The following is a 14366-nucleotide window of genomic DNA, read 5'->3' on the forward strand; positions in this document are numbered from 1 at the left end:
CATGCAGAAGATCGGGAAGTTCGTGGTCGTCGCCGCGGCGGCGCTGTCCCTGGCCGCGTGCGGCCAGGACGCCAAGACCGAAACGGCGGCCCCGGCGGGCCCGGCCGTCCCCTCGTCCGACGCCGCCCAGGCGACCCGGAGCAAGGGCCGCGAGTGCACCGCGGACGACATCAAGACGACGGGGAAGTTCGGCGAAAAGCCCGAAATCACCATCCCGGACGACTGCGACCCGCCGAAGAAGCTGATCACCAAGGACCTGTCCGAGGGCACCGGCGGCCCGGCCAAGGCCGGCCAGCAGCTCAAGATGAACTACCTGCTGGTGACGTGGTCGGACAAGAAGGTCCTGGACAACTCCTACGACCGCGGCGAGACGTTCGACCTGAACCTGGGAGCGGGCGAGGTCATCCCGGGCTGGGACCAGGGCCTGGCCGGCATCAAGCAGGGCGGCCGCCGCCTCCTGATCATCCCGCCCGACCTGGCCTACGGCGAGGGCGGCCGCGGCATCAAGCCGAACGAGACGCTGGTCTTCGTCACCGACGCCGTCACGGTGCCCGCCAACCAGGGCTGAAAGGCGGCACTTTCACGTGAAAGTGCCGCCTCCAGGTGGGCACTTTCACGTGAAAGTGCGGTCAGGGGATGAGCAGGAGCTTGCCGGTGGTGCGCCGGGCTTGGAGGTCCTCGTGGGCCTTGCGGGCGTCGGCGAGGGGGTACTTGCCGCCGATCCGGACGGTCAGCTCGCCCGCGAGGATCGCGTCGAACAGCTCCTTCGAGCGCCAGTCGATCTCCTCGCGCGTGCGCGTGTAGTGCACCGACGTCGGGCGGGTCAGGTACAGCGAGCCGCCGGAGTTGAGGCGCTGCGGGTCCAGCGGCGGGACCGGGCCGCTGGAGGCGCCGAACAGCGCCAGCAGGCCGCGGACCTTGAGGCTGGCGAGGCTGCCGTCCACGGTGTCCTTGCCCACGCCGTCGTAGACGACGTCGACACCCTCCCCGCCGGTCAGCTCGCGGGTGATCTTGGCGAAGTCGTCGCGGTCGTAGCGGATCACCTCGTCGGCACCGGCCTCGCGGGCGAGCTTCTCCTTCTCCTCGGTCGACACCGTGCCGATGACCCGGGCCCCGCGCGCCTTCGCCAGCTGGACCAGCAGCAGTCCGACGCCGCCGGCGGCCGCGTGCACCAGCACGACGTGGCCCGCCTTGACCTCGAAGGTCGAGGCGACGAGGTAGTGCGCGGTGATGCCCTGCAGCATGGTCGCGGCGGCGGTCTCGAGGGAAACACCCTCGGGCACCCGGACGGCCACCGACGCCGGCACGAGCTTGCGGGCCGCGTAGCTGCCGATCGACCCCTGCCAAGCGACGCGGTCCCCGGCCGCGAAGCCCGTGCCGGCACCCGCCTCGACGACCGTGCCGGCACCTTCGAGGCCGAGCACGAACGGCAGCTCCATCGGGTAGATGCCCTGGCGCTGGTAGGTGTCGATGTAGTTCACCCCGGCCGCGGCGACGTCGACCAGCAGCTCGCCGGCCTGCGGGGCCGCGACGTCCACTTCGGCCGGTTCGAGCACTTCCGGGCCGCCGGTCTTCGTCACCTGCACTGCGGTGGGCATGCGTCCTCCTCGGGTCGGGTTCTCCCGGTGCAACTATGGCCGACGCCACGCTGTTCCGCGTTCCGGCGGGTTGTTGCTCCACCTTCCTCCCCGCCACCGCCCTCAAAGGAGGAGCTTCGCTCCGCTGTATCGTCGGGGACGTGGCTGAAACTTCTGAGACCGTGGCCCCCACGTCGTCGCAGCTGAGCGCGGCACGCAAGTTCGTGAAGGCGCACGGCAAGCCGTCCCGCGCGGTGGTGGAGAACATCGGCCGGGCGGGCGCCCGCGTCGTGCTCGTCGGCACCGACGGCGCACTCGGCGACGTCGTGGTCCCCTCGGTCGAGACCGGCGAGGCGCTGATCGAGGCCGTCGAGGACCTCGAAGCCGCTGCCTGGGACGCGGAGACGGTGAACCAGGCGAAGATCGGTCCGGAGCACCGCCGCAAGATGGCGGGCCGGTGAGCCCCACCGCGGTCCTGGTCAGCTGTTCGGAGCTTCCTTCGGGTGACGGCGACGACGACGCCGTGGTGCCGGCGCTGTCCGCGCTGGGCTTCTCGGTGTCGTGGGCACCGTGGGACTCTTCGTTCGACTTCTCGTCGGCGGACGCGGTGATCCTGCGCGCGACGTGGGACTACGCGTCCCGGCGCCCGGAGTTCCTGGCGTGGTGCGAATCGGTGCCTTCGCTGCTGAACTCCGCGGATGTCGTCCGGTGGAACACGGACAAGTCGTACCTGGGCGAGCTGCTCGACGCGGGCCTGGCCGTGGTGCCCACTGCGCTGGTCGCGCCCGGCGACGAGGCTCGTTTCCCGTCGTCGGACTTCGTGGTGAAGCCGTCGGTGGGCGCGGGTTCTCGCGGCGCGGCCCGGTTCTCTGCGGCGGAGGATGCTTCCGCACACGTGGCCGCCTTGCATGCCGAGGGGCACACGGCGCTGATCCAGCCGTACCAGTCCAGTGTGGACACCGCGGGCGAGCTGGCTCTGGTCTACCTGGGCGGGATCTACTCGCACGCCTTCTCGAAGGGTGCGATGCTGGGCTCCACAATGGACGCTTCGGGGCTGTACCTGTCGGAGGAGCTGGCCGCGGCTTCGCCACCGGCGGACGCGGTGGCGCTGGCCGAGGACGTCCTGGACGCGGCTTCGGCGTTGCTGGGGATCCTGCGGGCGGAGCTGCTGTACGCGCGGGTGGACCTGGTGCGCGGCGCGGACGGGAAGCCGCTGCTGCTGGAGCTGGAGCTGACGGAGCCGTCACTGGGCTTCCGCCAGACGGACCCGGCCGCGGCGACGCGTTTCGCGTCGGCGGTGCGGCAGCAGCTGGCGTAGTCACCTGGCGGCTCGCTGCACGACGGCGAGCACCAGGGCGACGACCGCCCCGATCGAGGTCACGGCGATCGAGCCGGTGATCAAATAGAGCCCGCCGATTCCGGTGAGTCCGGCTTTGATCAATTTCCGCAGGCCTCGGGAATCGTCCCGGCCGGGCGAAAGCTCGCCATTGCCCACTGTACTACCCCTCTCTATGGTGTACTAGTACGCCTGTCTTCAGGGTGCCGCGCGGGGGCGGTGATCGGAAATGATCTTTGGTGGTGCGGAGGTGTTTCTGCTTGCCGGACTTTTCTGCGGATTGTCGATCTTTACCGGGGCTTCCCGAAAAGGCGGCGCTGGGATCGCTGGCCCGGCGCCGGGACGAAGACCTGCTCGGAGCGCTCCGGCGCGCGGCCGAATCGTCGCCGGGCGGCCCCGCGACCGTGCTCGGCTGCCTCGTCGGACCGACCGCTTCCCTGCCGTCGGCCACTCCGGATTCGCGCGCGTACGCGATCTGGGGACTCGTCGTCGACGAAATCGGAAAACTGGGCTCGGTGGTGGAACCGCGGGAGCACTTCGTCCTGCTGGCGGCGTTCCGGCTGCCGCCCGTTCCGGACAGCGGCTGGGCGTCGACCCTCGGCGAGCGGTTCGGTCAGCTGGCCGAAGTGCGAGGTCTTTTCGGGGGCCGGAAACCGCTGTCGAACACGCCGATGAACAAGGCCTGGGCCGGCGCGCTCGAGATGCTCGCCGCCGCCGTGGCGGGCAAGCTCGAGCACCTGAAGGGCGAAGACTGGCTGCCCTACGTCGAAATCGGGCGATCGGCGATGGCGGGGACGTTGCCCGGCGACGCAGACCGGGACGGCTTTCGCGCGCCGTCCGAAGGCGCGCAGCCGGTGTTCGTGGAGCGGATGCTCGTCACGGTCGTCATGCACCGGCGGACGGCGTTGCGCCGCATCACCGAGCGGGACGTCGTTGCTCGGAAGGAAGGTGTCGACGGGTACGACGTCCACGCGGAGACGGGGTGGACCGGGAACCTGGCCGAGCTGCCCGTGGTCGCCCTCTGGAACTGCCGCCTGGTCGCGGTGCCCGGCGAGGACCCCGGCGACCCCGTGCTGGCCAGACTGCGCTTCCGGCGGAAGCTGCGGCTGGACGAGCCCTATGCGTTCGTTTCCGAGGCGCTGGACGGGAAACTCGACGAAGAGCGGAGGTGGATCAGCGTCAAGGTCGATCACCACGGGGTGGCGCCGGGCGGGCTGACGATCCGGGTCAAATTCGACGAGATGTGCTTGCCGGCGACCTGCTGGTGGTTCGCCGAGCAGCTCGAAGTGGAGCGGCTGCGGCGGCCGGCGGCGGGTGACCCGCGCTCGCTCGACGTCGGCGACGGGTTCGTGCAGCACACCTTCGAAGGGGGCTGCCAGCCGAGGGAGGAGTACGGGATCGCGTTCCGGTGGCCGCGGGGGTGAAAACGAAGCCACATCACGCCAACGTGGCTTCATTCCCTTCCCTGGAGAGCGCCTGGCGCCGAGCCAGATCAGTTGCCGGTGTTGCCGCCGCCTTCGCCGCCGCCACCAGCGTGGTCGTGGTGCACCACGCGCTCTCTCCCTCTATGTATTTGTTCGGACGTGCGAGTCACGATCCGCGAGAGAAGATTACCCTGGGTGAACGGTGGGCCTGCACTCAGGCTCGCTTCGCCGCCAGCCGGTCCGCCCGCGGCCACCGCACGTCCGTCGCCCAGCCCAGCTGCTCGAACGTCCGGATCACCCGTGCCGAGATATCGACCTGCCCCCGCAGCACCCCGTGCCGAGCGCAAGTCGGGTCCGCGTGGTGCGAGTTGTGCCAGGACTCGCCCATCGAAAGCACCGCCAGCGGCCAGAAGTTCGCCGCCTTGTCACGGCTCGCGAACGGCCGCTCGCCAATCAGGTGGCACACCGAATTCACCGACCAGGAAACGTGGTGCAGGAACGCGATCCGCACCAGCCCGGCCCAGAAGAACGCCGTCACGAAGCCCCACCACGACCACGAAAGCAGCCCGCCCAGGACCGCCGGCAGGGCCAGGCTCAGCGTGATCCACAGCCAGAAGTACCGGTTCACCCACCGCAGGTCGTCGTCCGCCACCAGATCCGGGGCGAAGCGGTCCGCGTTGGTCACCTCGCGGCCGAACATCCAGCCCATGTGCGCGTGCCAGAAGCCGCGCAGCAGTGCTGACGGCGACGTGCCGAACAGCCAGGGGGAGTGCGGGTCGCCCTCGCGGTCGGCGAACGCGTGGTGGCGGCGGTGGCTGGCCACCCAGAAGATCACCGAACCCTGGACGGCCATGCTGCCCGCGATGGCCAGCGCCACCCGCAGTGGGCGCGAGGCCTTGAACGCGCCGTGGGTGAAGTAGCGGTGGTAGCCGACCGTCACGCCCAGGGTCGCGAAGACGTAGAACACCGCGGCGAGGATCAGGTCGAGCCAGGTCATGCCCCAGCCCCAGACCAGCGGGACCGCGACGAGCAGCGCCGCGAACGGCACGAGCAGGAACGTCTTGAGCACGATCATCTCGCCCGTGCCGCGGCGATGGGAGATCAGCGGCTTCGGGGCGGCGCGCGAGGTCATGGCGCGAACAGTAACCCACGGGCGTAAACGGGCACGCCGACGCGGAGTTAAGCCCGCGTTGCGCTCAGGCGGCCGCGAGTTCGCGCGGAGCCGGTTCCAGCGAGACCGCCGGGCCGCGGTCGCGGCTGCCGGTCCACAGGGACGCCGTCGCGACGATGACCGCCATCGCGCCGAGGACGTGGAACGACACCATCGCCTCCGGCACGCCCAGCGCGTACTGCAGCGAACCGAGACCGCCCTGCGCGAGCGCGACGACCCAGACCACCGTGTAGCGCTGCCACAGGTTCTTCGGCGCGCCGACGCGCATCAGCTGCAGGCCGAACACCGCGAGCAGCAGCAGGTAGAGCACCAGGAGTCCGCCGTGGACCTGGGCGAGCGCCTCGACCGGGGCGTTCAGGCGGTGGGTGTTGATGTCGCCGCTGTGCGGGCCGGCGCCGGTGACCGTGGTGCCCGCCGCGAGGACGAGCCACATCACGACGGCGAGCGCGACCAGGATGCCCCGGCCGGAAGCGGGGACCAGCGGCCGCGCGGGCTCGTCGCCCTCGCGGAAAGCGCGCAGCAGCAGGACGGCGAGCCAGACGAGCGGGGTCGTGGCGAGGAAGTGGATCGCGACCGTCCACCACTCCAGCTTCGCGAGCACGGTGAGGCCGCCGACGACGGCCTGCAGCACGACGCCGCCGGGCATCGTCCAGGCGAGTTTCACCAGGCGCTTGCGGCCCGGGTGGTCGATCTGCACGCGCCACGCGGTGACGACGGCGACGGCGGCGACCAGGATGACCACTCCGGTGAGCAGCCGGTTGCCGAACTCGATCCACTGGTTGAGCGCGTCGATGCCGGAGTCGTGCTTCGGCACGAGGCTGCCGGCGACGCACTGCGGCCAGGTCGGGCAGCCGAGCCCGGACCCGGTGACGCGCACGATGGACCCGGTGACGCCGATCAGCGCCTGCGCGAGGACCGCGGCGATCCCGACGGCCCGCTGCACGGCGGCGGACGGAAACGGCAGACGGGCGACGAGGCTGGTGAACGGCACCCAACGATGGTAGAGCGCACCGAAACGCGGCTTTCGGCAGGTCCCGGCGCCCAGAACGGCGCCGCGGCCGCAAGGGACCTAGGTCACGCGCGCCCCGGGACTCGTGAGTGTTCAGGGCGGTTAGAACCGCCCTGAACACTCACGACAACCTGCGCCGGACTCAGGTGAGTTTCGTGGTCCGCGAGGCCAGCCCGCCCGCCAGCAGTGCCCAGACGGCCAGGACCGCGAGAGGACCGGGCGCGAACGACCCATCCACCAACGCCGCCCGCATGCCCTCCGCCAGGGCTCCCGAAGGGAGCAGCTCGACGACCGTCGCCAGCCCCGGAGGCAGCGACGACGGCGCCAGCAGGATGCCGCCCGCCAGTAGCAGCACGAACCACACCACGTTCGCCAGCGCCAGCACCGCTTCCGCGCGCAAAGCGCCGCCCAAAAGAACCCCGAGCGCCCCGAACGCCAACGTCCCCAGCACCAGCAGCAGCACCGCCGAGAACAGGCCGGAGAGCGAGGGCGACCACCCCAGGAAGGCCGCCACCACGCCGATGATCACCGACTGCAGCGCCACCACCAGGAGAGCAGCCGCAAGGCGGCCGGCCACCAGCAGCCACCGCGGCAACGCCGTCGCCGACAGCCGCTTCAGCACCCCGTAGCGCCGGTCGAAGCCCAGCGCGATCGCCTGGCCCGTGAACGCCGACGACATCACCGCCAGCGCCAGGATCCGGGGCGTGATCCAGTCCACTTTGGACGTCGAGCCCAGCGACGACGCGGGCAGGATGTCCAGCAGCGACAACCCGATCAGCAACGCCAGCGGGATGAGCAGCGTGAGCAGCACCTGCTCGCCGTGGCGCAGCGTCAGGCTCGCCTCGACGCGGGCGTGCGTCCGCAGCATCCGGCCCAGGGAGCCGCGGCCGGGGGCCGGGGTGAACGTCCCAGGAGCGAAAGTCATGCCCGCAGCTCCCGTCCGGTCAGCTCGAGGAAGACCTCTTCGAGCGTTCGCTTGCCCACCTGCAGCTCCTCGGGCAGCACGCCCTGCTGCGCGCACCACGCCGTGACCGTCGAGACCACCTGCGGGTCGATCGAACCGACCACCACGTACGTCCCGGGCGCCGACTCGCGGACCGTGTAGCCCTCCGGCAGCGCCGCCGTCAGCAACGCCGTGTCGAGCCTCGTGCGGGCCTTGAAGCGCAGCCCGGCCGCGCCGGTTTCGTCCGTCGTCAACGACTGGGGAGCCCCGGAGACGACGACCTTGCCGTGGTCGACGATCACCACCGTGTCGGCCAGCGCCTCCGCCTCCTCCATCAGGTGCGTGGTCAGCAGCACCGAGACGCCGTCGCGGCGCAGGGCCGCCAGCAGGTCCCACACCAGGCGGCGCGCTTGCGGGTCCATGCCCGCCGTCGGCTCGTCGAGGAACACCAGCTCGGGGCGGCCGATCAGGGCGCACGCCAGTGACAGCCGCTGCTGCTGGCCGCCGGAGAGGCGCTTGAACGGGGTGCGGCGCACCGACGACAACCCGAGGGTCTCCAGGAGCCAGGCCGGGTCCAGCGGGGACGCCGCGCAGGAAGCCACCAGGCGCAGCATCTCGTCGGCGCGGACGCCGGGGTACGCGCCGCCGCCCTGGGGCATGATCCCGACGCGGGGGCGCAGCGCCGCGGACTCGCGCACGGGGTCGAGGCCGAGCACGCGCACCTCGCCCGCGTCAGGCTTCAGGAAGCCTTCGCAGACCTCGACGGTGGTGGTCTTGCCGGCCCCGTTCGGGCCGAGCAGGGCGAGCAGGCCGCCGCGCTCCATCCGCAGGTCGAGACCGTCGACCGCGCGGGTGGAGCCGTAGCTTTTGACCAGCCCGGTGATCTCGACGGCGGGGGCACTCACATCGGGTCACGATACGGCGTCGGCCCGCGCGGGCAGCCGCGGGGACGGCCTGGAGAGCAGCACGGGCGCCAGCCGCCGCACGATCAGCATCCCGCCGCCGCAGACGACGATCGCCGCGACGTAGGCGAACGGCAGCACGTACGGGCGGCCGTCGAAGGTGCTGCCGGTGGGCGGGAGCAGGAACGGCAGCGCCGCGCTGACCACCGTCGCGGCCACCCGGAAGCGGGACGTCCCGGCCGCGGCGGCCAGCGGGATCACCGCCCACAGCAGGTACCACGGCTGCAGGTTGATCTGCAGGATCATCACCGCGCCCAGCGACACGCCCAGCCCGATGATCGGCCGGTAGCGCCACTTGAAGCTGTCCCACAGGAACTTGAAGGTGATGGCGACGGCGACGAGGTAGCCGAGCGCCCCGAGGATCGGCACCAGGGCGCTGGTGTGGTTGCCGAGCCCGAGCGCGATGCCCAGGACACCGGACAGGTTGGCCAGCTCGGCGGTGGGGGAGATCCAGGAGCGGACCAGGCCGGGGGTGTTGAACGTCGCCCCGAACCAGCCGAAGCCGAGCCCGGTGCCGAAGCAGACGGCGACCAGCACGACGCCGAACCACGCGGCCATCGGCGCGCCCGCCAGGAACAGGTCCTTCAGCCGGCCGTGCCAGCGCCGCGCGACCATCACGGCGAAGAACGGCAGCGCGAACACCGCGGGCAGCTTCACCGCCACACCGAGCGTGATGATCGCCACCCCGAGCCCGATGTAGAGCAGTTCGCCCCGCGCCAGCGGCGGGGGCGTGTCGCCCTTCACCCGGATCGGCAGCTTCCGGATGCCCACCTCCAGCCCGGCGAGCATCAGGCCGACCGCGAGCGCGTCGTTGTGGGCGCCGGCGACGAAGTGGAAGATCAGCAGCGGGTTCAGCGCGCCGAGCCACAGCGCGGTCGCGGGCTGGACCCCGAACCGGCGCGCCAGCCGCGGCAGCGCCCAGACGATGAGGACGACGCCGGCCAGCGCGAGCACGCGCTGCAGCAGCACGCCGACCGCGATGCTGTTGCCCGCCAGGGGCGCCAGCCAGCCGCCGAGGCGCAGCACCAGCGGCCCGTACGGCGCCGGCGTCTCGCGCCACATGTTGGAGACGCCCGACGTGTACGGGTCGGCGACGCCGAGCGCCTGCGCCGGGCCGAGCACGTACGGGTCCATCCCGCGGTGCACGATCTCGCTCTGCGCGAGGTAGCTGTAGACGTCGCGGGAGAACAGCGGCGGGATCACCAGCAGCGGCAGCACCCACAGCGCGATGGTGCGCGCGAGCTGGCCCTGCGACGCGAGCCGGGCGCGGTCGGGGCGGGCGAACCGGCCGAGCATCAGCCAGCTCAGCACCAGGATGCCCATCCCGGAGATGGCGATGGCCAGCGACACCGTCGGGATCCGGGTGAACAGCCGCAGCACCGGGATCTCCTGCACCGGGTTGATCACCGGGGCGGCGCCGGCGCCGAGCGAGCCGAGCGCGAGGAAGAGCGAGCCGACCGTGCCGAACCGGCGCACGACGTTCAGCCCGCGCTGCTCGTCGGCCTCGAGGGGGAGCGGTTCGCGGGGGTGGACGGGCGAAAGCGTCACGGGGTGGGCACGTTCGGTCGCGATCACCGTCGCCTGCTGATCCTGTTCACCCACTGCCACGGATGCAGGGTATCGGTCCGCCCCGGAGTGAGTCGGGTCACTGCCGGACACCCCGCCTTTGCCGACCGCGGGGAAATAAGACACACTTGTGTTGTGAAAAAGACGGAGGCGGGTGACCAGGCGGGCGGCGACATGCCCCGCGCCACGCACCCGCACGTCCCGTCGCAGGTCAGCGCCGACGGCAAGACCCGGCAAGAGGTCGCCCGGCTGCTCCTGGAACAGGGTCCCATGACCGCCGTCGTGGTCGCCGAGCAGCTCGGGATCAGCCCGGCGGCCGTCCGCCGGCACCTGGACGCGCTGCTCGCGGACGGCGAAGCCGAGACGCGCGACGCGCCCCGCCGAGGACCCCGGGGCCGGGGTCGTCCGGCGAAGCTGTTCCTGCTCACCGAGCCCGGCCGCGCCCGCTTCGGCCACGCCTACGACGACCTCGCCGTCTCCGCCATCCGCTTCCTCGCCGAGCACGCCGGCGAAGACGCCGTACGCGCCTTCGCCGAGCAGCGCGTCGAGAAGCTGGTCGGCCCGCACCGCCCCGCGATCACCGGTTCGAGTGATCCGGCGGCACGCGCGGAGGCCTTGGCGACCGCGCTGAGCAGGGAGGGCTACGCTGCGTCGACCCGTCAGGTCGGCGCGCCGGCTCCTGGCCAGAACGTAGGAGCGCAGCTCTGTCAGCACCACTGTCCCGTCGCCCACGTCGCCGCGGAGTTCCCGCAGCTGTGCGAGGCCGAGACGGAGGCGTTCGCGCGGTTGCTGGGCACCCACGTCCAGCGGCTGGCGACCATCGCACGCGGTGATTCCGCGTGCACCACACACGTGCCCGTCACGACGGGTAACCCGGCCCATCCCGAGCCGGGAAGCACGGTGCCCACAGGGCGCGAAGCACGGATCCCGAATGGAGGGAAACCCGCATGACTGCCGCTGCCGAGCAGCGCACTCCCACCACCGCGCCACTGAGCCAGGAAGAGACCATCGAGTCCCTTGGCAAGTACGCGTTCGGCTGGGCCGACTCCGACGAGGCGGGCTCGACCGCCCGCCGCGGGCTGAACGAGGACGTCGTCACCGACATCTCCTCGAAGAAGTCCGAGCCGGAGTGGATGCGCGAAGCGCGACTCAAGGCGCTCAAGCTCTTCGAGAAGAAGCCCATGCCCAACTGGGGGGCCGACCTCTCCGGGATCGACTTCGAGAACATCAAGTACTTCGTGCGGTCCACGGAGAAGCAGGCCACCTCCTGGGAGGAACTGCCCGAGGACATCAAGAACACGTACGACAAGCTCGGCATCCCCGAGGCGGAGAAGCAGCGCCTCGTCGCCGGTGTCGCCGCGCAGTACGAGTCCGAGGTCGTCTACCACCAGATCCGCGAGGACCTGGAGGAGCAGGGCGTCCTGTTCCTGGACACCGACTCCGCGCTCAAGGAGCACCCGGAGCTGTTCCAGGAGTACTTCGGCTCGGTCATCCCGGCCGGCGACAACAAGTTCTCCGCGCTGAACACGGCGGTGTGGTCCGGCGGCTCGTTCATCTACGTGCCGAAGGGCGTGCACGTCGAGATCCCGCTGCAGGCCTACTTCCGGATCAACACCGAGAACATGGGCCAGTTCGAGCGCACCCTGATCATCGTCGACGAAGACGCCTACGTGCACTACGTCGAGGGCTGCACGGCGCCGATCTACCAGTCCGACTCGCTGCACTCGGCGGTCGTGGAGATCATCGTCAAGAAGGGCGCCCGCTGCCGCTACACGACCATCCAGAACTGGTCGAACAACGTCTACAACCTGGTCACCAAGCGCGCCAAGTGCGAAGCGGGCGCGACCATGGAATGGATCGACGGCAACATCGGTTCCAAGGTGACGATGAAGTACCCGTCGGTGTTCCTCATGGGCGAGCACGCCAAGGGCGAGGTCCTGTCGGTCGCGTTCGCGGGCGAGGGCCAGCACCAGGACGCGGGCGCCAAGATGGAGCACCTCGCGCCGTACACGTCCTCGACCATCGTGTCGAAGTCGGTCGCGCGCGGCGGCGGCCGGACCTCCTACCGCGGCCTGGTCAAGGTCGCGAAGCGGGCGCACCACTCGCGCTCCAGCGTGGTCTGCGACGCCCTGCTCGTCGACACCATCTCGCGGTCGGACACGTACCCGTACGTCGACATCCGCAACGACGAGGTGTCGATGGGCCACGAGGCCACGGTGTCCAAGGTCAGCGAGGACCAGCTGTTCTACCTGATGTCGCGCGGCCTCGACGAGGCCGAAGCGATGGCGATGATCGTGCGCGGCTTCGTGGAGCCGATCGCCCGTGAGCTGCCGATGGAGTACGCGCTCGAGCTGAACCGCCTGATCGAGCTCCAGATGGAAGGGTCCGTCGGCTAGTCATGTCGGTTACCGAGAACAACGTTTCCGAAGCTCTTCGCGAGGGGGCCGTCATTCCGGCGGCCTCCCGCGCGGAGCGCTTCACCTCCTACGACGTCGAGGCCTTCGAGGTCCCGGGCGGCCGTGAGGAGAACTGGCGCTTCACGCCGATGAAGCGCCTTCGCGGCCTGCACGACGGCAGCGCGACCGCCACCGGCGAGATCACCCTGGACGCCGACGCGGCGGACGAGCTGAAGATCGAGTCGGTCGGCCGCGACGACTCGCGCCTCGGCGAGGCCGGCGTCCCGAGCGACCGGATCGCCGCGCAGGCGTACTCGGCGTTCACCACGGCCACCGTCGTGACGGTGCCGAAGGAGACCAAGGCGTCGAAGCCGTCCGTGCTGCGGATCCACGGCCCGGGCGAGGGCGAGGTCGCCTACGGGCACCTGCAGGTCCGCGCCGAGGCGTTCGCCGAGGCCGTCATCGTGCTCGACCACGTCGGCTCCGGCACCTACGCCGACAACGTCGAGTTCGTCATCGGCGACGGCGCCAAGGTCACCGTGGTCAGCGTCCAGGACTGGGCCGACGACGCGGTGCACGTCTCCGAGCAGCACCTGAAGCTGGGCCGCGACGCCGCACTGCGGCACACCGTGATCACCCTCGGCGGCGACCTCGTCCGGATCTCGCCCACCGCGACCTTCGCGGACAAGGGCGGCGACGTCGAGATGCTCGGCGTCTACTTCGCGGACAAGGGCCAGCACCAGGAGCACCGCCTCTTCGTCGACCACGCGGTGCCGAACTGCAAGTCGCGCGTGATGTACAAGGGCGCGCTGCAGGGCGAGGGCGCGCACGCGGTCTGGATCGGCGACGTCCTGATCCGCGCCGCGGCCGAGGCCACCGACACCTACGAGCTCAACCGCAACCTGGTGCTCACGCCCGGGGCGCGCGCGGACTCGGTGCCGAACCTCGAGATCGAGACCGGCGAGATCGAAGGCGCCGGCCACGCGAGCGCGACGGGAAGGTTCGACGACGAGCAGTTGTTCTACCTCCAGTCGCGCGGGATCGCCGAAGAAGCCGCGCGGCGCCTGGTCGTGCGCGGGTTCTTCCACGAGATCCTGGTGAAGATCGACGTCCCCGAGGTGCGCGAGCGCCTCGAAGCCGCGATCGAGGCCGAGCTCGAAGCCGTTGGCGCCTGACGCCGTCCACCACAGACTTTAGGAAACGAAGAATGGCTACCCTGGAAATCAAGGACCTCCACGCTTCGGTCACGACCGACGAAGGCGCCAAGGAGATCCTCAAGGGCGTCAACCTGACCATCAAGTCGGGCGAGACGCACGCGATCATGGGCCCGAACGGCTCGGGCAAGTCCACGCTGTCCTACGCCATCGCCGGCCACCCGAAGTACGAAGTCACCTCGGGCGAGGTCCTGCTCGACGGCGAGAACGTCCTCGAGATGAGCGTCGACGAGCGCGCCCGCGCCGGCCTCTTCCTGGCCATGCAGTACCCGGTCGAGGTGCCCGGCGTGTCCATGTCCAACTTCCTCCGCACCGCGGCCACCGCGGTCCGCGGCGAGGCCCCCAAGCTTCGCCTGTGGGTCAAGGAGGTCAAGGAGGAGATGGGCAAGCTCGAGATCTCGCAGGAGTTCGCCGAGCGCTCGGTCAACGAGGGCTTCTCCGGTGGCGAGAAGAAGCGCCACGAGATCCTGCAGCTGGCGCTGCTCAAGCCGAAGTTCGCCATCCTCGACGAGACCGACTCCGGTCTGGACGTCGACGCGCTGCGCGTCGTCTCCGAGGGCGTCAACGCGTACAAGGCGTCGAGCGAGGTCGGCGTCATGCTGATCACGCACTACACCCGGATCCTGCGGCACATCACGCCGGACTTCGTGCACGTCTTCGCCGGCGGCAAGATCGTCGAGTCGGGCGGCAAGGAGCTGGCGGACGAGCTCGAGGAGCACGGTTACGTCAAGTACGCGGGCAAGCCCGAGCCCGCCGCGCTCTGACGTT

The 14366-nt window shown here is 70.5% G+C and carries 15 protein-coding genes; 8 read left to right on the plus strand and 7 right to left on the minus strand.

All coding sequences use genetic code 11. From position 1 onward, the window contains the following. Nucleotide 1: 1 nt before the first annotated feature. Entirely contained in the window at nucleotides 2-568 is a 567-nt protein-coding gene (locus AB5J73_RS26895; protein ID WP_370961439.1) for an FKBP-type peptidyl-prolyl cis-trans isomerase, read from the plus strand. Between the two features lie 61 nt (nucleotides 569-629). Here AB5J73_RS26895 and AB5J73_RS26900 read toward each other — a convergent pair whose 3' ends face one another. After that, on the minus strand, nucleotides 630-1598 hold the full coding sequence (locus tag AB5J73_RS26900; RefSeq protein ID WP_370961440.1) for a quinone oxidoreductase: 969 nt from the start codon (nucleotides 1596-1598) through the stop codon (nucleotides 630-632). A 140-nt stretch (nucleotides 1599-1738) separates the two neighbouring features. Here AB5J73_RS26900 and AB5J73_RS26905 point away from each other — a divergent pair, with 140 nt between their 5' ends. Together AB5J73_RS26905 and AB5J73_RS26910 are read left to right on the plus strand one after the other, a co-directional pair. Next, complete coding sequence (locus AB5J73_RS26905) at nucleotides 1739-2038, plus strand: hypothetical protein (RefSeq protein ID WP_370961441.1); 300 nt, start codon at nucleotides 1739-1741, stop codon at nucleotides 2036-2038. Beyond that, the gene (locus AB5J73_RS26910; protein ID WP_370961442.1) at nucleotides 2035-2895 is read left to right on the plus strand and encodes a RimK family alpha-L-glutamate ligase; all 861 of its coding nucleotides are present in this window, start codon (nucleotides 2035-2037) and stop codon (nucleotides 2893-2895) included. The genes AB5J73_RS26905 and AB5J73_RS26910 overlap by 4 nt, the downstream gene beginning before the upstream one ends. Here AB5J73_RS26910 and AB5J73_RS26915 read toward each other — a convergent pair whose 3' ends face one another. Further along, entirely contained in the window at nucleotides 2896-3072 is a 177-nt protein-coding gene (locus AB5J73_RS26915; RefSeq protein WP_370961443.1) for a hypothetical protein, read from the minus strand. Between the two features lie 101 nt (nucleotides 3073-3173). Between AB5J73_RS26915 and AB5J73_RS26920 the strand changes: the two genes are divergently transcribed. Beyond that, nucleotides 3174-4337: a hypothetical protein gene (locus tag AB5J73_RS26920; RefSeq protein ID WP_370961444.1), complete on the plus strand. Its 1164-nt coding sequence runs from the start codon at nucleotides 3174-3176 to the stop codon at nucleotides 4335-4337. 214 nt (nucleotides 4338-4551) lie between these two features. Here AB5J73_RS26920 and AB5J73_RS26925 read toward each other — a convergent pair whose 3' ends face one another. The 5 genes from AB5J73_RS26925 to mptB form a co-directional block, all read right to left on the minus strand. After that, the gene (locus AB5J73_RS26925) at nucleotides 4552-5469 is read right to left on the minus strand and encodes an acyl-CoA desaturase (RefSeq protein WP_370961445.1); all 918 of its coding nucleotides are present in this window, start codon (nucleotides 5467-5469) and stop codon (nucleotides 4552-4554) included. A gap of 64 nt (nucleotides 5470-5533) precedes the next feature. Further along, nucleotides 5534-6499, minus strand: coding sequence for a heme A synthase (locus AB5J73_RS26930; RefSeq protein WP_370961446.1), 966 nt, complete (start codon nucleotides 6497-6499; stop codon nucleotides 5534-5536). A gap of 160 nt (nucleotides 6500-6659) precedes the next feature. After that, nucleotides 6660-7442 carry an ABC transporter permease gene (locus AB5J73_RS26935; protein WP_370961447.1) on the minus strand — a complete coding sequence of 261 codons (783 nt, stop codon included), beginning with the start codon at nucleotides 7440-7442 and terminating at the stop codon, nucleotides 6660-6662. Further along, complete coding sequence (locus tag AB5J73_RS26940) at nucleotides 7439-8365, minus strand: ABC transporter ATP-binding protein (RefSeq protein WP_370961448.1); 927 nt, start codon at nucleotides 8363-8365, stop codon at nucleotides 7439-7441. The genes AB5J73_RS26935 and AB5J73_RS26940 overlap by 4 nt, the downstream gene beginning before the upstream one ends. A gap of 6 nt (nucleotides 8366-8371) precedes the next feature. Beyond that, nucleotides 8372-9997, minus strand: a complete 1626-nt coding sequence (gene mptB / locus AB5J73_RS26945; RefSeq protein WP_370973352.1) for a polyprenol phosphomannose-dependent alpha 1,6 mannosyltransferase MptB — start codon at nucleotides 9995-9997, stop codon at nucleotides 8372-8374. Between the two features lie 165 nt (nucleotides 9998-10162). Between mptB and AB5J73_RS26950 the strand changes: the two genes are divergently transcribed. From AB5J73_RS26950 to sufC, 4 genes are read left to right on the plus strand one after another with little or no spacing between them, the layout of a single operon-like run. Beyond that, entirely contained in the window at nucleotides 10163-10939 is a 777-nt protein-coding gene (locus tag AB5J73_RS26950) for a helix-turn-helix transcriptional regulator (protein ID WP_370973353.1), read from the plus strand. Then, entirely contained in the window at nucleotides 10936-12384 is a 1449-nt protein-coding gene (gene sufB / locus AB5J73_RS26955; RefSeq protein WP_370961449.1) for a Fe-S cluster assembly protein SufB, read from the plus strand. Before AB5J73_RS26950 ends, sufB begins: the two co-directional genes overlap by 4 nt. 2 nt (nucleotides 12385-12386) lie before the next feature. Next, complete coding sequence (gene sufD / locus AB5J73_RS26960) at nucleotides 12387-13559, plus strand: Fe-S cluster assembly protein SufD (protein WP_370961450.1); 1173 nt, start codon at nucleotides 12387-12389, stop codon at nucleotides 13557-13559. Between the two features lie 32 nt (nucleotides 13560-13591). After that, nucleotides 13592-14362, plus strand: a complete 771-nt coding sequence (gene sufC / locus AB5J73_RS26965) for a Fe-S cluster assembly ATPase SufC (protein WP_370961451.1) — start codon at nucleotides 13592-13594, stop codon at nucleotides 14360-14362. The last annotated feature ends 4 nt before the right edge of the window (nucleotides 14363-14366 follow it).

Source organism: Amycolatopsis sp. cg9, from assembly GCF_041346945.1.
GTDB lineage: Bacteria > Actinomycetota > Actinomycetes > Mycobacteriales > Pseudonocardiaceae > Amycolatopsis.

Bases quoted from the DNA above. Each gene is read 5' to 3' on its own strand.
- sufD (WP_370961450.1), top strand. From the start codon at position 12,387: ATGTCGGTTACCGAGAACAACGTTTCCGAAGCTCTTCGCGAGGGGGCC.
- AB5J73_RS26925 (WP_370961445.1), bottom strand. From the start codon at position 5,469: ATGACCTCGCGCGCCGCCCCGAAGCCGCTGATCTCCCATCGCCGCGGC.
- AB5J73_RS26895 (WP_370961439.1), top strand. From the start codon at position 2: ATGCAGAAGATCGGGAAGTTCGTGGTCGTCGCCGCGGCGGCGCTGTCC.
- sufB (WP_370961449.1), top strand. From the start codon at position 10,936: ATGACTGCCGCTGCCGAGCAGCGCACTCCCACCACCGCGCCACTGAGC.
- AB5J73_RS26935 (WP_370961447.1), bottom strand. From the start codon at position 7,442: ATGACTTTCGCTCCTGGGACGTTCACCCCGGCCCCCGGCCGCGGCTCC.
- AB5J73_RS26900 (WP_370961440.1), bottom strand. From the start codon at position 1,598: ATGCCCACCGCAGTGCAGGTGACGAAGACCGGCGGCCCGGAAGTGCTC.
- AB5J73_RS26950 (WP_370973353.1), top strand. From the start codon at position 10,163: ATGCCCCGCGCCACGCACCCGCACGTCCCGTCGCAGGTCAGCGCCGAC.
- sufC (WP_370961451.1), top strand. From the start codon at position 13,592: ATGGCTACCCTGGAAATCAAGGACCTCCACGCTTCGGTCACGACCGAC.